18 protein-coding genes are annotated in these 23,004 nt (G+C 40.6%); 8 read left to right on the top strand and 10 right to left on the bottom strand.

Annotated features, from left to right (window positions below; genetic code table 11):
• The 4 genes from F0919_RS07195 to F0919_RS07180 all read left to right on the top strand — a co-directional run.
• On the top strand, positions 1 to 916 hold a 916-nt coding region (locus F0919_RS07195; protein WP_190277300.1), incomplete at its 5' end, for a T9SS type A sorting domain-containing protein.
• 76 nt (positions 917 to 992) lie between these two features.
• A complete protein-coding gene (locus F0919_RS07190; RefSeq protein WP_150032029.1) occupies positions 993 to 2,828 on the top strand; it encodes a T9SS type A sorting domain-containing protein in 1,836 nt (611 codons plus the stop codon).
• A gap of 574 nt (positions 2,829 to 3,402) precedes the next feature.
• Complete coding sequence (locus F0919_RS07185) at positions 3,403 to 7,371, top strand: Ig-like domain-containing protein (RefSeq protein ID WP_150032028.1); 3,969 nt, start codon at positions 3,403 to 3,405, stop codon at positions 7,369 to 7,371.
• Between the two features lie 99 nt (positions 7,372 to 7,470).
• A complete protein-coding gene (locus F0919_RS07180) occupies positions 7,471 to 9,081 on the top strand; it encodes a GEVED domain-containing protein (protein ID WP_150032027.1) in 1,611 nt (536 codons plus the stop codon).
• Between the two features lie 64 nt (positions 9,082 to 9,145).
• Here the strand turns inward: F0919_RS07180 and ispE are convergent, their stop codons facing one another.
• Positions 9,146 to 9,958 (bottom strand): 4-(cytidine 5'-diphospho)-2-C-methyl-D-erythritol kinase, encoded by an 813-nt coding sequence (ispE, locus tag F0919_RS07175; protein ID WP_150032026.1) that lies wholly within the window; start codon positions 9,956 to 9,958, stop codon positions 9,146 to 9,148.
• 156 nt (positions 9,959 to 10,114) lie between these two features.
• Between ispE and F0919_RS07170 the strand changes: the two genes are divergently transcribed.
• A complete protein-coding gene (locus F0919_RS07170) occupies positions 10,115 to 10,798 on the top strand; it encodes an ABC transporter ATP-binding protein (protein WP_150032025.1) in 684 nt (227 codons plus the stop codon).
• Between the two features lie 87 nt (positions 10,799 to 10,885).
• A complete protein-coding gene (locus tag F0919_RS07165) occupies positions 10,886 to 11,446 on the top strand; it encodes a cob(I)yrinic acid a,c-diamide adenosyltransferase (RefSeq protein WP_150032024.1) in 561 nt (186 codons plus the stop codon).
• Between the two features lie 58 nt (positions 11,447 to 11,504).
• On the opposite strand, the gene F0919_RS07160 is transcribed toward F0919_RS07165, so the two are convergent.
• The 6 genes from F0919_RS07160 to glmM all read right to left on the bottom strand — a co-directional run bounded on the left by F0919_RS07160 (position 11,505) and on the right by glmM (position 18,622).
• On the bottom strand, positions 11,505 to 12,158 hold the full coding sequence (locus F0919_RS07160; protein ID WP_190277299.1) for a porin family protein: 654 nt from the start codon (positions 12,156 to 12,158) through the stop codon (positions 11,505 to 11,507).
• A gap of 213 nt (positions 12,159 to 12,371) precedes the next feature.
• Positions 12,372 to 12,791, bottom strand: a complete 420-nt coding sequence (locus F0919_RS07155; RefSeq protein WP_150032022.1) for a GNAT family N-acetyltransferase — start codon at positions 12,789 to 12,791, stop codon at positions 12,372 to 12,374.
• 74 nt (positions 12,792 to 12,865) lie between these two features.
• Positions 12,866 to 15,589, bottom strand: a complete 2,724-nt coding sequence (gene metH, locus F0919_RS07150) for a methionine synthase (protein ID WP_150032021.1) — start codon at positions 15,587 to 15,589, stop codon at positions 12,866 to 12,868.
• A gap of 104 nt (positions 15,590 to 15,693) precedes the next feature.
• Positions 15,694 to 16,032 carry a VOC family protein gene (locus tag F0919_RS07145; protein WP_150032020.1) on the bottom strand — a complete coding sequence of 113 codons (339 nt, stop codon included), beginning with the start codon at positions 16,030 to 16,032 and terminating at the stop codon, positions 15,694 to 15,696.
• An 86-nt stretch (positions 16,033 to 16,118) separates the two neighbouring features.
• Positions 16,119 to 17,108: an aspartate-semialdehyde dehydrogenase gene (locus F0919_RS07140; protein WP_150032019.1), complete on the bottom strand. Its 990-nt coding sequence runs from the start codon at positions 17,106 to 17,108 to the stop codon at positions 16,119 to 16,121.
• A 122-nt stretch (positions 17,109 to 17,230) separates the two neighbouring features.
• On the bottom strand, positions 17,231 to 18,622 hold the full coding sequence (gene glmM, locus F0919_RS07135) for a phosphoglucosamine mutase (RefSeq protein WP_150032018.1): 1,392 nt from the start codon (positions 18,620 to 18,622) through the stop codon (positions 17,231 to 17,233).
• A 328-nt stretch (positions 18,623 to 18,950) separates the two neighbouring features.
• On the opposite strand from glmM, the gene F0919_RS07130 reads away from it, so the two are divergent.
• Positions 18,951 to 19,691, top strand: coding sequence for a class I SAM-dependent methyltransferase (locus tag F0919_RS07130; protein WP_150032017.1), 741 nt, complete (start codon positions 18,951 to 18,953; stop codon positions 19,689 to 19,691).
• A 56-nt stretch (positions 19,692 to 19,747) separates the two neighbouring features.
• Here F0919_RS07130 and F0919_RS07125 read toward each other — a convergent pair whose 3' ends face one another.
• The 3 genes from F0919_RS07125 to metF all read right to left on the bottom strand — a co-directional run bounded on the left by F0919_RS07125 (position 19,748) and on the right by metF (position 22,044).
• Positions 19,748 to 20,620 (bottom strand): hypothetical protein, encoded by an 873-nt coding sequence (locus tag F0919_RS07125; RefSeq protein ID WP_150032016.1) that lies wholly within the window; start codon positions 20,618 to 20,620, stop codon positions 19,748 to 19,750.
• Between the two features lie 218 nt (positions 20,621 to 20,838).
• Positions 20,839 to 21,051 carry a hypothetical protein gene (locus tag F0919_RS07120; protein ID WP_150032015.1) on the bottom strand — a complete coding sequence of 71 codons (213 nt, stop codon included), beginning with the start codon at positions 21,049 to 21,051 and terminating at the stop codon, positions 20,839 to 20,841.
• A gap of 39 nt (positions 21,052 to 21,090) precedes the next feature.
• A complete protein-coding gene (gene metF, locus F0919_RS07115; RefSeq protein ID WP_150032014.1) occupies positions 21,091 to 22,044 on the bottom strand; it encodes a methylenetetrahydrofolate reductase [NAD(P)H] in 954 nt (317 codons plus the stop codon).
• 193 nt (positions 22,045 to 22,237) lie between these two features.
• Here metF and F0919_RS07110 point away from each other — a divergent pair, with 193 nt between their 5' ends.
• Positions 22,238 to 22,696: a DUF1801 domain-containing protein gene (locus F0919_RS07110; RefSeq protein ID WP_150032013.1), complete on the top strand. Its 459-nt coding sequence runs from the start codon at positions 22,238 to 22,240 to the stop codon at positions 22,694 to 22,696.
• Positions 22,697 to 23,004 lie beyond the last annotated feature (308 nt).

Here is a 23,004-nt window from a genome sequence, read left to right as displayed (position 1 = left end):
GCCGGATGTTAATATGTGCGTTGACGGCGGTACTTCTATTGTATTGGATGCAGGTGTTCAGCCTAATACGCCTTCATTCCTTTGGGATAACCTTACTACAAGCCAGGTTAGGGCTGTAAACACAAGCGGTACCTATAACGTAAAAGTTACCAATAGCTTTACCTGTGTTGGCAGTGATACTGTAAATGTTTTACTACGTAAAAACCCTGTTGTTCATTTGGGTAACGATACCACTGTTTGTAACGGTGTTGTGCTTACATTGAATCCGGGTGGTGGCAGCATTGAATATTTCTGGAATACAGGCCAGACCGGTCAGACTATTGATGTAAACTCAGCAGGTTCTTATAGTGTATTTGTAACCAATGCTGAAGGCTGTATTTCAATGGATACCATCCAGGTAATGATGCAGGGCGAACTTCCTTCTATCCAGGGTATTCAGGTAGCCAATAATGGTGACAGACAGTTCCACTTTACGGCAGTATACCCTCAGAATGTTATCGGTTACGACTGGGATTTCGGAGATGGTTCTCTGCACAGCTATGCAGCATCGCCAACCCACGTATATGACAGCGTAGGTGACTTTATTGTAGTGTTGCACCTGAGCAGTACCTGCGGATTTGCAAACGATACCATCGGAGCCCACATCGTAGGTATCCACCAGCTGAATATAAGCAACAATGAGCTTACGGTTTACCCTAACCCGTCAAATGGTCAGGCTACAATTCTGAACAAAGGCGACCTTAAGATGGAGAAGATAGAAATCTACAATATCCTTGGTCAGGTAGTTTACCGTTCGAAAGCAGATTCTAAGGACAAGCATGTTGTTAATTTAACCAATATTGCATCCGGTGTTTATACCATAGAGGTTTACACAGACAAAGGAACTGTTGCAAGAAAACTTGAAATACTAAAATAATGATTTTAATGTGGCAATTACATTTTTTGTAATTGCCACATTATTAATAGAAACCAATCATTTAACCAATACCTGTATGAATAAAAGATTTTTACAAAGCGCATTAGCCGTAATAGGTATTATGGCATTGGCATATACCCAAAAAGCAAATGCTCAGGGCGCAAGTACATATCAATTTACTGCACTTGCCGGAACTTATACTGATATTACGGGAGGAACACAACTGACAGCCGTTCAGTCTGACGATGGAACATCGGCAGCTTTCCCTATTGGGTTTACTTTTAATTATTGCGGAACGGATTATACGCAAGTCAGAGCAAATGCAAATTGCTGGGTTAGTTTTAATACTTCTACATCATCAAGCAGTTGGACTAATAGTCTTGGCGCAGAGCTTGATGGATTTAAACCGGGTTTGTTGGCTTTTTGGGATGATGTGGCAGGATGGGTTACAGGAACTAATGCTTCCAACTTCACTTATTTAACAACCGGGCTCGCTCCAAATCGTGTTCTTACTATTCAATATAAGAACTGGCAATCTCCAAGAAATTCCAGTACCACTCCGCCTACCTTTCATTTACAGGTTAAATTATACGAATCAACTAATATTATTGAATACATTTATCAGCAAATATCTGCTACGGCGGCTTCAGGAGCAGGAGCTACGATTGGTCTTGCAGATGCCGCTACCCCAACTTCAGGCTACTTATCATTAAATAACGCTTCGACATCTCCTACGCCATCTTCAACAACGTTTACAACTGCAATTGCAGGTGTTCCCGCCAACGGCCAGATTTATAGATTTAAGCCCGTGCCTCCTATTGACATGAAGATGGATAGTGTAATTACAGACGCACACTTTTGCTCAAATGCCTCTACACCGATTTCAGTAAAGGTTTCTAATAAAGGTACTGCAACAATAAATGATATGCTTATCAACTGGTCCGTTGATGGTGTGAATCAGACGCCTGTGTCTTATACTATGCCGACCCCGGTGACCAATTTTGTTACGGCTCCTAATAATACGGCAATTGTTCCATTAGGCGACGTTTTTTTCCCTAATGCTTCTCCAAGAGTAATTAAAGCCTGGGTTGTTCAGGCAAATGGTTTGCCGGATGCTGTAAATACAAACGATACAGTTACTGCATCAAAAGCATCAAATCTCGTTGGAGTGATTGTAAATATTAATCCACAGGATACTACTATTTGTGAAGGAACAGAAATCACGCTTGATGCGGGAACACATCCTAATAATCCTATTTATATTTGGAGCGACGCGCAGCTTTCGCAAACAATACAAGTTTCGGGGGCTGGTACTTACGGAGTAAAAGTACAAAACACAGATGGTTGTTTTGATACAGACACCATTACAATATCAACTTATCCCAATCCATTGGTAAATTCAATTGCAATGATTGACAATGCTGATGGCAGCTATACCTTTAATGTAATTGGTGCACAGAACATTACCAGTTATCTTTGGAATTTTGGGGATGGGCAAACACAGCCCGGAACAGGCATTCCCGGACAGATAATTCATCAGTATACTGTTGCCGGTGATTATACAGTAATACTTGAACTAAGCAATAATTGCGGAACTATTTCTGTAACTAAAGTTATTCATTCGGACGGAATCAATACGCCAACAGGAACACAGGACCTAAACGATATTCAGTCTGTATTCTCTATCTATCCCAACCCGTCTAAATCTTCTGTCATAATTTCTAATAATAATTCCATCAGAATACAATCAGTTGAAGTATTTAATGTCATAGGTCAGCAAGTATTCAAAGGCAATAATATTAATAATGCAAAATTCCAGTTAAGTGTTGCGAATCTGGCAACCGGCATATATAATGTTGTAATTAATACAGACAAAGGAAAGGTCATTAAGAAAATGGAAGTAATCCGGTAATTGATTTAATTTAATGTTTTATATATTAAACGGGTAAGTATTATACTTGCCCGTTTTTTTGCTATAAGGGTTAAATGCAGGAACTCAATTAAATTACATTAGTAATTAGTTGGGTAAATAAAACCACATAATTGGGTAGTATATGTAAATAAGATTCAACCTAAATCTTGCATGTTCTATTCTTAATTTCTGTTGGTTAATTTGTTATATAATATATTATTTTGTTTTGTTTTAATGATTTAAATAGGGATAAGTATTTGATATTGATGCATTTTGTTAACTTTTACATAATTAAAAATTATTGAGGCCTTAATTTTTCCGGAACTTTTTAATCATTTGTATGCTTATAATAAATACATGGAGTTTAAAAACGCATTTTTTTGAGAAGTAGACATTGTTGGATTGCTCGGAATATTGATTAAATTCGTAACCCGATGTTTTATCTCTTTTGTTAACTTTTCTTAATATGCGTATGGTAAAAAATATTTACATTATTGATCTTCTTAGTTTGTAATAGCAACACTAATGCTACTTTGTGTTTAATCTAATATTATGATTTTTTAAAAACTTTTTCATGAGAAATTTTACATTTAAAAATGGATTACTAAAAAAGGTAACAGCCTTATTTGGTATTTTATTTTTGGCGACGAGCCAAATTAGTGCGCAGTATTGTACGGCTACCAATACTTCGACTTCATCTTATTATATTACAAATGTTTCAACCACAGGAGGTTCTACCAATATTTCCAATATGGGTACCGGTTTTTCGGCAAGTGGTTATGGAGATTATACAAGCCAGTATGTTACTGTCATTCAGGGAAATTCCTTTTCTTTAGCAAGTGCTGCAGGCCCATCTTCTTCGTATACTTATATGTGGGCAGTTTATTGTGACTGGAACTATGATAATGACTTTGCCGATCCGGGTGAAACAGTTTACACAATGGGATCGTATGTTAATGCGATAACAACAAACATTACAGTCCCGGCAAGTACTGCTGCGGGTAATGTAAGAATGCGTATCAGGGCAGCATATATATCTCCTGTTCCGGCAGCTTGCGGTTCTAATAATTATGCTGAAGCAGAAGATTATGTAATTAAAGTTCAGGCGCTTGTTCCTTGTGCTTCTTCAACATTTCCGGCATCTGCTACTTCATCTGCAACGCCATCTTCACTTTGTGTAAGTGGAAATGTTACACTTACTATGACTCCTGTAACTGCAATGCCTCCTGCTTCCGGAGTGACTTTTAAATGGCAGAGTTGCCCGACTATAGCAGGTACATATATAGACGTTCCTGGTTCTACATCTGCTTCTTCTACATATACTACCACCACGCCAATTACTACGACTACTTATTTTAAATGTGTTGTTTTGTGTAATGGTACATCAACAGTTTTAACATCGAGCCCAGTTCAGGTTGTTGTAAATAACCCCGGCACACCTACGGTTACCGGAGCAACAAGATGTGGTCCTGGTAGTGTTATTCTTTCAGCAACTCCGCCAACCGGTTCAACAATTAATTGGTATACGAGCGCTACCGGTGGTTCTCCTGTAGCAACCACAAACAACTATACTACTCCATACATACCGGCTACTACTACTTTCTACGCTGCAGCAGCTTCCGGAAGTTCTGTTGCTACACCTCAAATTGGAAATGGAACAGGCTCATTGGCTGATTATGAAAGCGGTGGCCCATTCAGTAATTATTACAGAAATCAATCAGCGCAATATTTGTATACATCAGCCGAGCTGATTGCCGCTGGTGGTGGTTCCGGAACTATCAATTCAATTGCTTTTAATTGTACAGGCATTCCTGTTCAGACTAGCGGAGGAAATACTACTTTGCCCAATTATAGAATATTTATAATGACTGTGCCATCCACAGTTACAACACTTACATGGCAGAATTTTGGTAGTGCTACGCCTGTATATACCAATGCTACCTTTCAGCCGACATTAGGTTGGAATACTTGTAACCTTACTACACCTTTTACATATAATGGTACAGACAACATTGTTGTTTGTGTTTGCTATGATCAGACGTCGCCCAGTTATAGTAGTGGAAATACACAAGGAAAACATCAGTTCTCAACAGTATCTAACAGGATGTTGTATTTTATTGATGATAACGTAGCTTCTGGATGCGGACAAACAGGAACATCTACTTCTACTTCTTTACCTAATGTTCGTTTTGGAATGACCCTGGGTTGTGTCGGACCTCGTCAGCCTGTTGTGGCGACTATTACTCCCGGACCTGCTCTCAACATTGCAAAACCTGCTGTTGTTTGTTCCGGTGAGATAGGAAACTTTGTAGTTACTTCCACTCCGATGAGTAATTACACAACTTATGCCTGGACTCCAAACGTTGCTGATTTATATACGAATGCAGGCGCAACTACTCCATATGTATCTGGAAGTGCACCTAACGCTTATTTCAAATCAACTGTAAACGGCGCTCATACCTACTATTTATTTTCATCAGGTGCTACACCTGCTGCATGTACACATGCCGATACATTTAGTGTCTGGGTTCAGCCTGACTCAATATCAATTAAAGGATCACCTGATTCTATCTGCGTTTCAGGAACCAGTATTTTGTCCTTGCTTCCGGCTACAGGTTATGCTCCCAATTCAGTTCAGTGGCAGGAATCCACAACCGGAGCTGCCGGTTCTTATGTAAACATAAATGGTGCAACCGGCATAAGCTATACAACACCTACATTGACTGCCAACCACTACTATCGTGCACTTGTTAAATCTACAAATGATACTTGCGAAATGCCGGTTAAATATGTTGTGGTAGTTAATCCTCAATTATTGGGTGTTACAGATAGCTTTAATTGCGGGCCTGGTACCGTTACATTGCAGGCACAAACAGCTGGTAACAGTACTGCTAAATGGTATGAGACACCAACCGGTGGTTTGGCAATAGGTTCAGGTACACCATGGATTACACCATCTCTGAATGCAAGCCAAACATATTATGTTGCTGCAGAAGGTGGTGCCGGTGGCTCTTCAAATGCTTATCAGGTAGGTACAGGAACAAGTAACAGTTCAACAACTGTTGCGGGTCCTTTTAATATCTATTATGGAAGATCAACAATGCAATTTTTATATACTGCAACTGAGGTTTTGGCAGCAGGTGGTTCAGCCGGCAACATAACTTCTCTTGCATTCAACTGTACCGGTATTCCATATTATAATATCCTGAATTACACAGTTTCTATAAAATTTGTTCCTTCTACATTGACAACCTTAACATGGCAAGGTACAGGAATGAATCAGGTATATAATACTGCAAGTTTTCATCCGAGCGCAACAGGTTGGCAGACTTTCCCATTCACATTACCACAAGTATGGAATGGTACTGATAATATCGTAGTTCAACTTTGCTGGAACCAAACTAATCCGCAATATGATGCATCAGGTACACATCAATACACAACTAAAAGCGGTCGATTCTTATATGCATGGGCAGATGGTACACTTGGTTCAACCTCCTGTGGATTAACAGGTTCAAGTACGAGCACTAATTTGCCAAATATCAGGTTTAATATTATTAAACCTTGTGAGACTCCACGTTTAGCAGTTCACGCCAATATTTACCCTAAACCTGTGGTAGATTTAGGACCGGATGTTAATATGTGCGTTGACGGCGGTACTTCTATTGTATTGGATGCAGGTGTTCAGCCTAATACGCCTTCATTCCTTTGGGATAACCTTACTACAAGCCAGGTTAGGGCTGTAAACACAAGCGGTACCTATAACGTAAAAGTTACCAATAGCTTTACCTGTGTTGGTAGTGATACTGTAAATGTTTTACTACGTAAAAACCCTGTTGTTCATTTGGGTAACGATACCACTGTTTGTAACGGTGTTGTACTTACATTGAATCCGGGTGGTGGCAGTATTGAATATTTCTGGAATACCGGCCAAACCGGCCAGACCATTGATGTAAACTCAGCAGGTTCTTATAGTGTATTTGTAACCAATGCTGAAGGCTGTATTTCAATGGATACCATCCAGGTAATGATGCAGGGCGAGCTTCCGTCTATCCAGGGCATTCAGGTAGCCAATAATGGTGACAGACAGTTCCACTTTACGGCAGTATACCCTCAGAATGTTATCGGTTACGACTGGGATTTCGGAGATGGTTCTCTGCACAGCTATGCAGCATCGCCAACCCACGTATATGACAGCGTAGGTGACTTTATTGTAGTGTTACACCTGAGCAGTACCTGCGGATTTGCAAACGATACCATCGGAGCACACATTGTAGGTATCCACCAGCTTAATATAAGCAACAATGAGCTTACGGTTTACCCTAACCCGTCAAACGGTCAGGCTACGATTCTGAACAAAGGTGACCTTAAGATGGAGAAGATAGAAATCTACAATATCCTTGGTCAGGTAGTTTACCGTTCGAAAGCAGATTCTAAGGACAAGCATGTTGTTAACTTAACCAATATTGCATCCGGTGTATATACCATAGAGGTTTACACAGACAAAGGAACTGTTGCAAGAAAACTTGAAATACTAAAATAGTTATAATATTGTTAGCCGGACTACAAAATCCGGCTAACAATATTTCATTCTTGACATTAGTTGATTAGATTTGTAATTATTCCAAAAAATATCTTATTGATGAAAAACTTTACACTTAAAAGCAAGCACCTGACAAAAAAAGTAGCTTCTTTGTTAGGAATTGCAATGTTGGCAACCACTCAGGTTGATGCTCAATATTGTGCTGCAACCAATAATTCAACTTCTTCTTATTACATTACAAATGTTAGCACAACAGGAGGTTCTGCCAACATTTCGAATATGGGCACTACCTTTACTGCGGGAGGTTATGCTGATTACACCAGCCAGTATGTAACTGTTTTGCCAGGAGGTACTTTTACGCTTACAAGTGCTGCTGGTCCATCAGGATACACCTATATGTGGAACGTATTTTGTGATTGGAATTATGACGGTGATTTTGCTGATGCGGGAGAAAACGTTTATACTATAAGTTCTTATGTTAACTCTATAACGACAACAATTACAGTTCCGGCTGCTACAAGTCTTGGTAACGTTAGAATGCGTATAAGAGCTGCATACATATCTCCTGCACCTCCGGCCTGCGGTGATAACACATGGGGGGAAGCGGAAGATTATACTGTAAAAGTATTGCCGCTTAATAATATCGCTTTAAGATCGCTTATTTCTCCTCCTGATACACCTTTTTGTTCCAATGTAACATTGCCTGTATCTGTGATGGTTTACAATCATGGTTCTAATGCAATAAATACGGCTAACATCAAATGGACCGTTGACGGCGTTGCTCAAACACCGGCTACTTTACCAACGCCTTTGTTGAACACAAATGATAGTGTAGCTGTTACTCTTGGTAACTTCTTCTTTTCAGATGCATCTACAAAAGTGTTTAAAATTTGGGGTGAATCTCCAAATGGTGTAAATGATACTTATCATGCAGATGATTCCGTAAGTAAAAGTATTACCACGCTTCTTGGCGTTGAAGTTCATATCGCTCCTCGCGATACTACCATTTGTCAGGGAACTTCTATTACACTTGATGCAGGAACACATCCTAAAAATCCGATTTACATCTGGAACAATGCTACATTGACACAAACAATGAGTGTTTCGAATGCAGGTGTTTATTCAGTAAAAGTTCAGAATACGGACGGATGTTTTGATTACGATACCATTACAGTCTTAACTTATCCCAACCCGTTGGTTAATTCAATTGCTATGATTGATAATGCTGATGGCAGTTATACTTTCAATGCAATCGGAGCTCAGAATATCACTACTTATTTATGGAATTTCGGTGATGGACAAACACAGCCGGGAACGGGTATTCCTGGCCAGATTATTCATCAATATATAGTTGCAGGAGAATATGATGTGACACTGACACTAAGCAATGATTGTGGAAGCATTCAAACTGTAAGAAGAATTTCAACTCAAGGTATTCCGACAGGAATTGGTAATGTTTCAAGATTACAACAGGAAATTTCTGTATTCCCTAACCCTTCAAAATCTGTAGTAACCATTTCAAATACTGCAAAAATCAAAATCAACTCGCTTAGTGTTTTCAATATTATGGGACAAAAAGTTTATGAGAATGGCAAGGTAAATGCAGAAAAATATGAAATGAATATTTCAAGTCTTGCTGTAGGTATTTATAATGTTGTTATAGATACAGAAGAGGGTAGAGTAACTAAAAAACTGGAAGTTATCAGATAATAATCTTTAGCTTTAAATGCAAAAAGAGGATTGAACATTGTTCAATCCTCTTTTTGATTGCCTATCACCGTTCAGAAAATTCGTCAAATTGAATATCCGATTGTATTTCAGCCCTTTTCCCCTTTTCAAATATACCGTAAACCGTAGCTCCTGTACCACTCAAAGAAGCATAAATAGCCCCTTGTTCGTATAACTGATGCTTTATTTGCTGTAATACAGGATAGTGCGGGAATAACGTTCTTTCAAAATCATTGATGATATAACTTTTCCAATCTTTAATATCTGATGCCTCTATTGCATTAAGATTAAAAGAAGCGGTTTTTGGGACAATCCCTTTAAAAGCATTTGCAGTACTGATGTGCAGCTTAGGACAGATTAATTGGATGCTGTAATTATCAAGACTGAGCGGAACAGGCTCCATTATCTCACCGCGACCCTTTGCAAAAACAGGTTTATTGCGGATGAAAAAAGGACAATCGCTCCCTAATTGTAAGGCATAGGATTCCAGCTTATCAGATGGAATATTCAATCCGAAAAAATCATTCAGCATCGATAGCATAAACGCGCCGTCAGCAGAACCGCCGCCCAATCCGGCTCCCATTGGAATGGCTTTATGCAGATAAATTTCCAAAGGTTTTACAAGCTCCGGAAAATCTCTTTCTAAAACCTGATAAGCCTTCCACACAAGATTATTATCTGAACTACCCTCAACAGGAAAACCGGAGAGGTGCATGTTTGTTTCTTCAGAAGCAATAATTTCCAAAGCATCCTTTACTTCAACAGGATAAAAAACGGTCTCAAGATTATGATATCCATCTTCTCTTTTTCCGGTAATGGATAATCCTATATTTATTTTGGCATTGGGAAAACGAAGCATGTAGTAGCTGATTAAGAATGACTAATTTATATGGGATGCTTTTTATTACTTACCCGATATAAAATCTTATTTCATAGGGCTGCAAATTATTGATAAATTTGAACTTTGTTGCTAACAATCATTTTTTCAAATGCAGCAAGCATAGCAATTTTGGATATGGAACAAATAATAAGATTAGAGCAAATTAAAAAGAATTATTATCTGGGTAAAGACCCTGTTCCGGTATTGAAGGGGATTGAACTGTCTATTTTGAAAAATGAATATGTGGCCTTAATGGGTCCTTCAGGGTCCGGCAAATCAACATTGATGAATATATTGGGCTGCCTTGATTCACCTACTTCGGGCAGATATACATTGAATGGAAAAGATGTAAGCCGGATGGCAGACGATGAACTGGCGAAGGTGCGCAATGCTGAAATTGGTTTTGTGTTTCAGCAATTCAACCTGATGCCAAGATTAACAGCCTGGGAAAACGTAGCAATGCCTTTAATATATGCAGGCATTTCCAAGAATGAAAGAAATGACAGGGCGCACGATATGCTGAAGCAAGTTGGACTGGAAGAACGTTCCCATCATAAGCCCAATGAGCTTTCAGGCGGTCAATGCCAGCGTGTGGCAATTGCAAGAGCCCTGATTAACAAGCCTTCTATTATTCTGGCAGATGAACCGACGGGTAACCTTGATTCAAAAACATCCATTGAAATCATGGATTTGTTCAGCAGCATCCAGGCAGCGGGGAATACGGTTATTCTCGTTACCCACGAGGAAGATATAGCGGAGCATGCCAAACGGATTGTTAGGATTAAGGATGGGCTCGTAGAGAAAGATGAAATGAATTAGAAGGAAGCATCAGGACTTACTTTCAAATACTATTCGAAACTTACTATTTACGCTACGCTAACGACTATCAACTAACTACTTAAAAATATGTCCTTCAAAGTATATACAAAAACAGGTGACAAAGGGAGTACCGGATTAATTGGCGGTACCCGTGTTCCAAAAGACCATATCCGGATTGATGCTTACGGCACCGTGGATGAATTGAATTCTGTGTTAGGTGTTGTGACAGATTCGCTCGGAAGTACGGCTATTAATGCCTGGATACTGGAAATTCAGGACAGGCTATTTACCGTAGGTGCTACACTTGCCACTGATCCGCATAAAGATACCAAGATGAAATTGCCGGATCTTCATGAAAGCGATATTGAATGGCTGGAACAAAGGATTGACGAAATGGATGAAGTATTGCCGCCAATGAAATCATTTATACTTCCCGGCGGGCATATTGCCGCAAGCCATGCGCATGTGGCGAGATGTGTTTGCAGGAGGGCAGAGCGTATATGCGTACACATGCAGAACAATGAAGAGTTTGTTGCTGAAATTGTGCTGAAATACTTAAATCGCCTTTCTGATTTTCTTTTTGTTTTATCAAGGTATATAGTTTTTCAAAACAAAGGCCAGGAGATTCCCTGGCGTGCAAGAATATAGATAAAAGAAGAAGTCAGGATATATATCCTGACTTCTTCTTTTAATAAAAATGGGTTGTTTAAAATTTGTATCCTACACCAAGTTGAATGGCGCTTGCATTTTTATAAGCAGGATCCGTATTGTTTTTCTGATCTAACATTTTACCGAAAGTATAATTATACCTTCCGTCCACAAAAAGACCTTTATACACATAATACGTTACACCCGCCAACGCGCCTACCTGAACTGTTTGTAAATAGTCGTTATCTTTAAAATCAGTAGTAGAAGTAGTTGTTACATTTTCAAAAGTTGATTCGACTTTAGCCTTGCCTGCAATGTTGAAATTAACCGCTGCACCAAGATTGAAACTTAAAGACGGAATGACAAAGTATTTAATCATGACCGGAACGGAAATCTGATCTAATTTGGTAGTTTGGTCAATAGATGCGCTTCCGATGGACAGGTAATTGTTTTTGTAGTTATGACGATTGTACAAAGCCTCAACTTGTCCCTTAAATTTAGAACCTGCAGGGCCTGAAATTTCCATTAACCCGCCGGCATAATATCCTAAGCCAAAAGAGGCGGAACCATAGGCGTTTCCATTATTATCTGAAATGGTCATGTGAGATAAATTGCCACCGGCTTTTAATCCAAATCTTATTGGAGAGCGTCCTTGTGCAAAAATCATAGCCGGAGCCGACGCTAATAATAGTAATGCTGATAACTTTTTCATAATCATGTTCAATTTAGTGAATGCGAGAATAACGTCGGATGGAAGGGAATGTTTGGCTTTATCATTTCTTTAGGGTTATACCCATGATTCTTGCTAAACAAATGCCAAAATTGAGTTGTGTGCACTACAATAATAACATGCCGGATTATTCAAAATCAGTCATAACGGTTTTATTATCAGCATTTATTGTCATTAGTTTAAAAGCCGGCGGCTTTAAGATTGCAGTACCATTTTAAAATGTTGAATACCTGCTTCTTCAAACATCGGGCCTTCTTTTACGAAGCCTGATTTCTCATAAACAGGAACTGCATCCAATTGTGCATTCAGATAAATATAGTTTGCTTCTTCGGGAATATCATTCAAAACCGCAGCTATCATTGCTTTGGCAATACCCCTGCCTCTTGCTTTGTCCAAAACGGCAAATCGTTCCAGCTTATAGCCGTTTTCTGTTTTACGCCAACGCGCTGCCCCAACGGGCTCATTATCCAGAATAGCCAAAAAGTGATGCGCCACGTCATCGTGCTCATGTTCAAGATGTGCAGGTACATTTTGCCCTTGTACAAATACCTTGTCGCGGATGGCGAATGCTTTTTGCAGGTCTTCGGCTTTGGTTATTTTTACGACTTGAATCATTACAGCTTTACTGGTTTTATAAAATCCCAATTGATTTTGGCAATTGGGATTTGAAATTTGTCTTTTTAAAATTGCTATTCCATATTCGGCATCAGCCATTTTCTCAATTCAGCTTCCGGCATGTCTTTTCTTGAAAGATAATCCTCAAACTGGTCTTCATTAATCTTGCCTACACCGAAATATACACTTTGCGGATGTGAAAAATACCAGCCGCAAACCGAGGCTGCAGGATACATAGCAAGTGACTCTGTTAATTCGATGCCCGTATTTTCTTTTACATTCATTAAGCTAAACAACTTATTCTTCTCCGTATGGTCGGGACAGGCAGGATAGCCCGGCGCCGGACGAATGCCCTGATAGGTTTCTTTAATTACCTCTTCCTGTGATAGATTTTCATCTTTGGCATAGCCCCATAGCTCCTTTCTTACTTTCATGTGCAGGCATTCCGCAAAAGCTTCTACCAATCTGTCTGCCAGAGCTTGTAACATGATTTTGTTATAATCATCCAATGCTTCGTTATAGCGCTTGATATGAGGCTCGATACCTGCAATGCTGACAGCGAAAGCGCCCATATAATCTTCCGCCTTTGCACTCTCTCCTTCGGGGAGGGTTGGGGAGGGGTGAGGCTTCACAAAGTCAGCCAGAGAAAAATTAGGTTGGCTGGCCGCTTTCTTTATTTGCTGGCGCATCATTTCCAGATGCTCTATCGGATTGCCTTGTTCGTCAAATAACATAATAGTGTCCGGTGCCGTAGCTGCAGCATTCCAGAAGCCAACTGTACCATGTGCCTGCAGCCAGTTCTCTGCAATTACTTTATCCAGCATAGCATTTACGTCGTTGAATAATTTTGTAGCTTCTTTGCCCGCGTGTTCATCCTGAAGTATAGCGGGATATTTACCCTTCATTTCCCAGGAAATAAAGAACGGAGTCCAGTCTATATACTTCCTGATTTCATTCAAATCAAAATCCCTGAAAACCCTGGTGCCGGTAAATTGTGGCTTTGTAGGCTGAAAATTGTCCCAGTCAATTTTCATACGATTTTCCGCTGCTACTTTATAAGAAACATATTCTTTTACAGCACGCTTGTTTATGAAATCTTCTTTTAGCTTTTCATATTCACCTTTGATGCCCTCAAGGAAAACAGGTTTCGTTTCGTTGTTCAGCAATTGTCCGGCAACGGTTACACTACGCGAAGCATCCAAAACGTGTACCACTCCTTCATCGTAACCGGGGGCAATCTTTACAGCTGTATGCATCCGTGACGTTGTAGCACCACCAATCAATAAAGGTTGCTTCATATTCCTGCGTTTCATTTCAGCAGCTACATGCACCATCTCATCCAGGGAAGGTGTAATCAATCCGCTCAATCCGATGATGTCCACATTATGATTTACCGCTTCCTGCAAAATCTTATCTGCGGGTACCATCACACCCAAATCTATTATATCATAACCATTACAGCCCAAAACCACGCCCACAATATTTTTACCAATATCATGCACATCGCCTTTAACGGTTGCAAGCAGCACTTTTGCAGCACCACCTTGCTGTGCCAATGGGTTGTCCAATTTTTCCTGCTCAATGAAAGGGAACAGATAAGCAACGCTTTTCTTCATAACCCTTGCACTCTTTACCACCTGTGGCAAGAACATTTTCCCGCTGCCAAATAAATCGCCCACCACATTCATGCCAGCCATCAAAGGACCTTCAATAACATGCAAAGGTTTCGGATATTTTTGTCTTGCCTCTTCGGTATCTTCATCTATATAATCCGTAATGCCGTTCACCAGCGCATGTTTCAGTCTTTCTTCCACTGTCGTTTTTCTCCATGTCTCATCTTTTACGGTTTCCTTTCCTTTGGCCTTTACGGTTTCTGCAAATTGAATTAATGCTTCCGTCGCTTCATTGTTATCATTGTTGCGGTTCAGGATCACATCTTCGCAAAGCTGACGTAACTGAGGTTCTATTTCATCGTAAACTACCAACTGGCCTGCATTTACAATTCCCATGTCCATTCCTGCATGGATGGCATGCAATAAGAACACGCTGTGAATGGCTTCACGTACGTGGTCATTACCTCTGAATGAAAAGGATACGTTACTTACACCACCACTTACTTTTACCAAAGGCATCAGACGTTTAATCTCACGGGTTGCTTCGATGAAATCAACGGCATAATTATTATGTTCTTCAATACCTGTTGCTATTGCAAAAATGTTGGGGTCGAATATGATATCTTCCGGATGAAAGCCAACCTGTTCTGTAAGTATTTTATAAGCCCGGTGACAGATTTCTATCTTCCGGTCTTTGGTATCTGCCTGTCCTACTTCGTCAAATGCCATAACAATAACCGCAGCACCAAAGGATTTACAGATTTTGGCCTCCTTGATGAACTTAGCTTCGCCTTCCTTCATCGAAATAGAATTCACGATACATTTACCCTGAATGCATTTCAATCCCGCCTGAATAATTTCAAACTTGGAAGAATCCAGCATGATAGGAATACGTGCAATGTCGGGTTCGCTTTGAACCAGGTTCACAAAAGTGGTCATGGCATAAACACCATCCAGTAAGGCATCGTCCATGTTGATGTCCAATACCTGTGCGCCGCTTTCCACTTGCTGACGGGCAACGCTTAATGCTTCTTCGTATTTTTCCTCGCGAATGAGGCGTGCAAATTTTTTGGAACCTGTTACGTTGGTACGTTCGCCAACGTTTACAAAATTTGTTTCAGGCCTTACTACCAAAGGTTCTAAGCCACTCAGGCGAAGAAATGGTTTAATCGTATTTGTGCTCATTTAATGGGCAATTTTGTTAAGTTAGTTGCCTGTGGCAACTCTGTTTTGGAAAGTTTGCATTCTGAAATGCGCTGCAATTTACTAAGAAATGCCATTTGTCTGACTTATTCGCTCCAGACAGCCAATACATTTCCACTTGGGTCTTTAAAATGAAATCTCCGGCCGCCGGGGAACGCATATATTTCCTTAACAATGGTGCCTCCGGAAGCTTTAACTTTTTCCAGGCATGCTTCCAATGCATCGGAATACAGCACAACCAAGGGGTTTGCTGCTTCAGGCATATCGGCAATCTGGTCGAAGCCGCCGGATAACACACCGTCGTTAAATGCAGCATATTCAGGACCGTAATCTGTAAATTTCCAGTCGAAAGCTTTACTGTAAAAGGATTTAATAGCTTGTATGTCTTTGCAATAAAATTCAATGTAGTTGATAGATGTCGGCATAAAAAAATTAATTGATGTAATGAAAAAAAGTTGCCGGCTTTTTAAAAGCGGCAACTCTAAATTAGTTATTCTCCTTTATCTTAAAGTTATATCCATTTTTGCGCAGCAATATATTCTGCAATCTGAACAGCGTTGGTAGCAGCCCCTTTACGAAGGTTATCGGCTACAATCCAGCAGTTCAGCGTTTTGTCCTGAGAAAAATCTTTACGCAAGCGGCCCACAAAAACCTCGTCTTTGCCAAATGCATGAAGCGGCATCGGGTAAATATTGTTTTTAGGGTCATCCTGCACTATGATGCCGGGTGCATTTTCCAACAATGCCCTTAACTCATTCAGGTCAAAATCATGTTCGAATTCAATATTCACACTTTCGCTGTGACCGCCCATTACAGGTACGCGAACGGTTGTAGCTGAAACACGGATAGAATCATCGCCCATAATTTTTTGTGTTTCCTGTATCATTTTCATTTCTTCCTTGGTATAACCATTGTCCTGAAACACGTCGATATGTGGCAATACATTTAAATCGATAGTATGTGGATAGAACTGCTTTGGCGTTTCATTATTCCTTTCAGATAAAAGATGGTCAACGCCTTTCTGCCCGCTGCCGGTAACGCTTTGATAAGTGCTTACTACAACCCGTTTGATTTTGTATTTATCGTGCAGAGGTTTCAGTACTACTACCATCTGAATAGTAGAACAGTTAGGGTTGGCAATAACTTTATCTTCTTTATTCAATGTGCCTGCATTTACCTCAGGTACTACAAGTTTCTTTTCGGGATGCATGCGCCATGCCGATGAATTGTCAATCACATAAGTGCCGACCGCAGCAAAGGCCTCAGCCCATTCGAGTGAAGTGCTGCCGCCTGCCGAAAACAACGCGATGTCAGGACGCATATCGACCGCTTCCTGCAATGTAACTACAGCATATTCCTTGCCCTTAAAAGAAACCATTTTGCCCTTCGACCTTTCAGAGGCCACGGGTATCAGTTCGGTTACAGGAAAATTTCTTTCTTCAAGGGTACGTAACATGGTGCTACCCACAAGTCCGGTTGCGCCTACTACAGCTACTTTCATCGGTAATTAAAAATTAAGAAAAGTAAAAATGAAAACCCTCATTGCAGATGAATGAGGGTTGCAAAATTAGGTATAATTCGGATGGAACAATAAAACAGATTGCTTAATGTTTCTTAAAGAAATTAAACACGCTCCTGCATCATTTCTTTTATATCCGCCATAATACGTTTGGCTATATTATTTGCTGTTGTTTCTGTATTGCTTTCAGAGTAGATACGGATAATAGGTTCTGTATTGGAAGTACGTAAGTGAACCCAATCTTTATCAAATTCAATCTTCAGGCCATCTTCGGTATTAATAGGTTGCTTCTTGTATTTTTTCTGAATCTTCTCAAAAATCATTTTAACATCAATGTCTTCATTCAATTCAATTTTGTTTTTTGAAATGAAATAATCAGGGTAAGTATTGCGTAATGCACCGATGCCTTTGCCTGATTTTGCAAGATGTGTAAGGAACAACGCTATACCTACCAAAGCGTCACGGCCATAATGCAATTGAGGATCGATGATGCCGCCATTGCCTTCGCCGCCTATTACGGCATTGACTTCTTTCATTTTCTTCACTACGTTCACTTCGCCTACAGCGCTGCCGAAATATTCGCCGCCGTGCTTTTCGGTGACATCCCTCAATGCTCTTGTAGAAGATAAGTTGGAAACGGTATTGCCTTTTTGTTTGCTTAAGATATAGTCAGCTACAGCCACCAAAGTGTATTCCTCGCCAAAGGGCGTGCCGTCTTCGCAAACAAAGCAAAGCCTGTCCACGTCAGGATCAACTGCAATGCCTAAATCTGCATTTTTCTTAGCTACTTCATTGCACAATTCACGAAGGTTCTCGGGTAGTGGTTCGGGATTGTGAGCGAAATTTCCGGTAACTTCTTTATTCAATACAGTGATATTTTCAACACCTAAAGCATTCAATATAGCAGGTACAAAAGTAGCGCCTGTTGAATTAACGGCATCTACGATAACCTTGTAACCCTTTGCTCTGACTGCTTCCGCATCAACCAAAGGGTGTGCCAGAATAGCGTCAATATGTTTCTGCATGAAGCTTTCATCTTCCGTAATGGTTCCCAGTTTATTGATTTCTGCAAAAGGGATATTGCCTGATTCTGCTAATTCCAGCACCTGTGCGCCTATTTCCGCGCTTATAAATTCGCCTTCATGGTTCAGCAATTTCAATGCATTCCATTCTTTAGGGTTATGGCTTGCTGTAAGGATAATGCCGCCCGCAGCTTCCGCCATAGTCACAGCCATTTCAACAGTAGGGGTAGTGCTTAATCCAAGGTCGATTACCTCGAAACCAAGCCCCTGAAGCGTTGCGGTAACCAGGCTGCGCACCATAGCGCCTGATATGCGCCCGTCGCGGCCTACAACAATTTTCTTTCCCTTATTTTCGGCTAACATTAAAGTGCCGTAAGCAGCAGTAAATTTTACAATATCAATGGGAGTAAGGCCCTGGCCTGGGTTGCCGCCTATTGTTCCACGAATTCCTGAGATAGATTTAATTAAAGACATCAGATACTATTGGTTAAATTGATCGCGAAAATAACGGAAAATGAGAGAAATCGTAATATGGAGTTTATTTGCATAATAAATATTTTAATAAATAGATATCCTTGGTTTAGTTAACACGGTGCCTGTGTATAAAACTTCGGAGGCCCTTCCGCTCCATAAAAATCAATCACTGCCGCTTTTTGATCTTTATTCCGGTCGGTGAGGACGTGCAGGATGAACTTACATTAGTTTACAATATTAATTATCAGCACAGCATATCTTCCGTTCTTATGCATTGCTTAACAGACCGTAATTTGGGTTACCTTTGCCTTCTTTTTCAGATTTCAATATGGCAGCACAAAAAGAGTGGTTCGAAAATTGGTTCGACTCCAGGTTTTATCCTATTCTTTATGACAACAGGGATGTAGAAGAGGCAAGTGTGTTTGTGAAAAACCTTGTTGACTATTTAAAGATTCCGGCTAATAGCAAACTTGTTGATATTGCCTGCGGCGAAGGCCGTTTTGCCGATCAGCTGGCAAGTTACGGTCATCAGGTTACCGGCCTGGATTTATCGGAGCAACGCATCGAGAAGGCTAAGGAACTGGAACAGGACAACCTGAGCTTTTACGTGCATGATATGCGTTTCCCGTTTCATATCAACTACTTTGATTACGCATTCAATTTCTTTACCAGTTTCGGTTATTTTGATACCGCAAGGGATAACCACATGGCTGCGCATGCTTTTGCCTCCTGCCTGAAACACGGCGGTACGCTTGTGGTGGATTATTTTAACGAACAATTTGTGGAACAGGGATTGGTACCTGAGGAGGTGATTCAGAAAGGTGACTTCACTTTCCATGTCAGGCGCTATGTTGATTCAGGCAAAATAATCAAGAAGATAGCGGTGAAGGATGAAGAAGGGTTGGAACATTATTATCAGGAAAGGGTTTCGGCATTTGTCCTGAAAGATTTTGAAACATTATTTGCAAAGGAAGGACTGAAGCTGAAAGAGCATTTTGGCGATTATAATCTGAATCCGTTTGATGAAAATACGTCGCCACGGCTGATTATGATATTTGAGAAATTATAAATAAAATAGCGATGGGTTGAAAACCATCGCTATTTTATTGGCCCTTATATCAGGCTCTATTCAACTATAACTTTTGTTTCCTTTATTACGCCTTTACCGGAAGATAGCCTTATGTAATACACGCCGGCAGGTTCATTGGAAGATTCAAACTTTGCATTCAATTCATACCCGCCTACTTTAAAAAGTTGTCCTTCAAATATCTGTTGGGTTACGCCCCCTTTTTCATCATAAACGCCTAAAGAAAGCTTGTCATCTTCTTTCATTTCCCATTTAAACAAAGCATAAATCCTAAGGGCTTTCTTTGGAACGACTGTTTCTTCGGGCGTTTTATTCAATACATAGTAATTGAAATAATCTGGCATTCCCAAACTAAGCAATCTGCTCATAAACTGCACAAGTTCCTTTGACGCTATATCGTTTGAAGGGTCGTAAATGTCGTTCAGACTATGGTGGTTGGTTAATACCCAGACAGCTTTCTGTGTAAGCTCTGCATTGATGTTTCTTCTTTTGGCAAATGTCAGCATCTTTATCATAAGGCTGTCGGCCTGTTTTTTGAAATGATAGATCAAATCTTTGCCGGGTCCGTGAGCATAGCTTTTGCCACAATAAGTCTGAAGTGTAATGCTTTTGTTTTCTGATGGGGCAATAACGCTTTTTACATCGCCCGCTACTATCAAATCCTGATAGCTGGTATCTTCCGGCGCAAATACAAGCGCGGGGTCAATGGTAATATTCAGGGCCTTTTTTCCTTTATTTTCTATCTTGATACTAAGGCCGTTTTCATTATAGGATTGCCCGCTGGAAAGGCTTGTAACCGTCACAAGGTTCTGTTGGATAGCCTCCGTCAGGGTTATGTCTATCGTTTTTGCAGATGCATTATGCATTATTGTAGCAGACAGCAGTAGCAATAATATCCTGAGGCTTTTCATATAGGCGTGTTTTTTTGGTTAAAATGAGTTCCTGCCGCATAGGACGCAAAGTTCAAAGCGTCAATATAGTTTCTTTGCGGCTCTTTGTATGCTTTGCAGTTTTGTCGAACGCACGTTTGTTATTAAGGAAACGAAAATACTGAAAAGATAGCAGCAATAAAAAAGCTGATGCAGTTGAATGCATCAGCTATATGATTTTAAATAAAATGCTGTCCGGGTTAGGCAGCTTTATTCCTTTTATACCAGATAAAACCTACTGTTCCCAAAAATAATAACGGCAGGGCGGCAAGATAAATGATGCCTGCGTTAAGGCCCTGTGCGCTTGAATTGCCCAGGTTGGCAGCGGTATTGGTGCAGGTAACACAACCTTGCGCCATTGCATATTGCGTGGCTGCCAGTAAAACGATTAATAAAATTCCTGTCTTTCTCATCGGAGGCAAAGGTAATTCAAAATCGGAAAAGGATGATAATTATAAGATGGCTTTAACCACATTATAAATAACGTTGGGTTTTCCTAAGGTATAGAAATGCAACACAGGAACTTTTTGTGCCAGTAACTCGCGGCATTGTGCAATGAGCCATTCCGTGCCTACCTGCTCGCATGCCTCGTCTGTCTTGCATTTCAGCATTTCAATTGCCAGTTCGTGCGGAATGTCGACATGGAAAATACTTGGTAAAATACTTAGCTGACGTTTGCTTGTAATGGGTTTCAGGCCCGGGATAACGGGGACATGAATATTTGCTTCGCGGCATTTTTCTACATAGGAAGTATATTTTTTGTTGTCGAAAAACATCTGCGTAGTAATGTAATTAGCGCCGGCTTCAATCTTTTGTTGCAGGAAATGCAAATCCAGCTCCATGTTTGCCGCCTCGAAATGCTTTTCGGGATAACCGGCTACGCCAATGCAGAAATCAGTTTTTCCTGCATCCACAATGTCTTCCTCAAGATATTTGCCCTTATTCAGTTTCACCACCTGATCCACCAACTCAACCGCATACCGGTGACCTTGCGGATGTGCGGAGAAGAATTTTTCATTGGCGGGAGAATCGCCTCTTAAAGCCAGTACGTTATCAACCCCCAGGTAATGCAAATCAATCAATGCATTCTCGGTTTCTTCTTTGGCAAAACCGCCGCAAATAAGGTGGGGTACGGCATCCACACGGTAGCGGTTCATCAATGCCGCACAGATACCAACCGTTCCTGGGCGCTTGCGTATTTCAACACGGTTAAAAGTGCCGTCTTCGCGTTTCTTGAAAATCTGTTCGGCGCGGTGATAAGTAACATTGATGAAGCTGGGCTTGAATTCCATCAATGGATCAAGATTGCTGAAAATGTTGTCAATACTTTTGCCTTTTACCGGGGGCAAAATTTCAAAAGAAATCAGGGTTTCTTTAGCCTGAGCAATGTGTTCCGTAATTTTCATCGGAGAAAAAGAATAAACAGTTTGTAAAATTTTATTTTGAATAAACAGGACGCAAAGATAATAAGCAAGCTTAATGAATGCATCTTACAAACAAATTTAGCCGCTAACATTTATATTTCCGCATTTAAAGCGAAATCTTGCGAGTGTCTTTTATTTTTTATTAATTTGTCGGCAAGGAAAAATCAATAACACTATGCAGTCGAAAGCAGCAACCGTGGAAGCCTATGTAGCCGAACTGCCGGAGGAGCGCAGGGAAGCGATAACAGCAATAAGAAAAGTATTGCTGAAGCATTTGCCTAAAGGGTTTGAAGAAGTAATGGCCTATGGCATGATAGGCTATGTAGTGCCGCATGCGTTATATCCTGCGGGTTATCATTGCAATCCTAAAGCGCCTTTGCCATTTATGAATATAGCATCGCAAAAGAATTTCATTGCGTTGCACCATCTGGGTATTTACGGCAGCAAGGATTTGCTGGACTGGTTTACGGCAGAATATCCCAAACATTGCAAAACCAAACTGGATATGGGTAAAGGCTGCATCCGTTTTAAAAAGATGAATGATATTCCCTATGATTTGATTGGGGAGCTGGCAGCGAAAATAACACCGCAACGGTGGATAGAAATCTATGAGGAAAATCTGATGAAGCGATAGCGGCTGTTGGAGAGCCTCCTTTTCTCTTCATCGGGTAATCCCGATACCATCCCTCAACCTGAGCCATATCATCGGGAGGCTCCGAAAGTTCTCCTCATTCTGAGCCACTTCATCGGGCAACTCCGATAGCATCCCTCAGCCTGAGCCATATCATCGGGAGGCTCCGAAAGTTTCCCTCATTCTGAGCCACTTCATCGGGCAACTCAGATAGCATCCCTCAACCTGAGCCATATCATCGGGAGGTTCCGAAAGTCTCCCCTCATTCTGAGCCACTTCATCGGACAACTCCGATGGCATCCCCCAACCTG

The sequence above is a fragment of the Taibaiella lutea genome (genome assembly GCF_008629695.1).
Classification (GTDB): Bacteria; Bacteroidota; Bacteroidia; order Chitinophagales; family Chitinophagaceae; genus Taibaiella; species Taibaiella lutea.
The sequence above is the reverse complement of the archived record's forward strand: the minus strand, read 5'-3'. Positions and strand labels throughout refer to the sequence as shown.

What these genes read in the sequence shown, in the direction of transcription:
- F0919_RS07190 (WP_150032029.1), top strand. Translation starts at nt 993, where the DNA reads ATGAATAAAAGATTTTTACAAAGCGCATTAGCCGTAATAGGTATTATG.
- F0919_RS07185 (WP_150032028.1), top strand. Translation starts at nt 3,403, where the DNA reads ATGAGAAATTTTACATTTAAAAATGGATTACTAAAAAAGGTAACAGCC.
- F0919_RS07180 (WP_150032027.1), top strand. Translation starts at nt 7,471, where the DNA reads ATGAAAAACTTTACACTTAAAAGCAAGCACCTGACAAAAAAAGTAGCT.
- ispE (WP_150032026.1), bottom strand. Translation starts at nt 9,958, where the DNA reads ATGCTTCGTTTTCCCAATGCCAAAATAAATATAGGATTATCCATTACC.
- F0919_RS07170 (WP_150032025.1), top strand. Translation starts at nt 10,115, where the DNA reads ATGGAACAAATAATAAGATTAGAGCAAATTAAAAAGAATTATTATCTG.
- F0919_RS07165 (WP_150032024.1), top strand. Translation starts at nt 10,886, where the DNA reads ATGTCCTTCAAAGTATATACAAAAACAGGTGACAAAGGGAGTACCGGA.
- F0919_RS07160 (WP_190277299.1), bottom strand. Translation starts at nt 12,158, where the DNA reads ATGAAAAAGTTATCAGCATTACTATTATTAGCGTCGGCTCCGGCTATG.
- F0919_RS07155 (WP_150032022.1), bottom strand. Translation starts at nt 12,791, where the DNA reads ATGATTCAAGTCGTAAAAATAACCAAAGCCGAAGACCTGCAAAAAGCA.
- metH (WP_150032021.1), bottom strand. Translation starts at nt 15,589, where the DNA reads ATGAGCACAAATACGATTAAACCATTTCTTCGCCTGAGTGGCTTAGAA.
- F0919_RS07145 (WP_150032020.1), bottom strand. Translation starts at nt 16,032, where the DNA reads ATGCCGACATCTATCAACTACATTGAATTTTATTGCAAAGACATACAA.
- F0919_RS07140 (WP_150032019.1), bottom strand. Translation starts at nt 17,108, where the DNA reads ATGAAAGTAGCTGTAGTAGGCGCAACCGGACTTGTGGGTAGCACCATG.
- glmM (WP_150032018.1), bottom strand. Translation starts at nt 18,622, where the DNA reads ATGTCTTTAATTAAATCTATCTCAGGAATTCGTGGAACAATAGGCGGC.
- F0919_RS07130 (WP_150032017.1), top strand. Translation starts at nt 18,951, where the DNA reads ATGGCAGCACAAAAAGAGTGGTTCGAAAATTGGTTCGACTCCAGGTTT.
- F0919_RS07125 (WP_150032016.1), bottom strand. Translation starts at nt 20,620, where the DNA reads ATGAAAAGCCTCAGGATATTATTGCTACTGCTGTCTGCTACAATAATG.
- F0919_RS07120 (WP_150032015.1), bottom strand. Translation starts at nt 21,051, where the DNA reads ATGAGAAAGACAGGAATTTTATTAATCGTTTTACTGGCAGCCACGCAA.
- metF (WP_150032014.1), bottom strand. Translation starts at nt 22,044, where the DNA reads ATGAAAATTACGGAACACATTGCTCAGGCTAAAGAAACCCTGATTTCT.
- F0919_RS07110 (WP_150032013.1), top strand. Translation starts at nt 22,238, where the DNA reads ATGCAGTCGAAAGCAGCAACCGTGGAAGCCTATGTAGCCGAACTGCCG.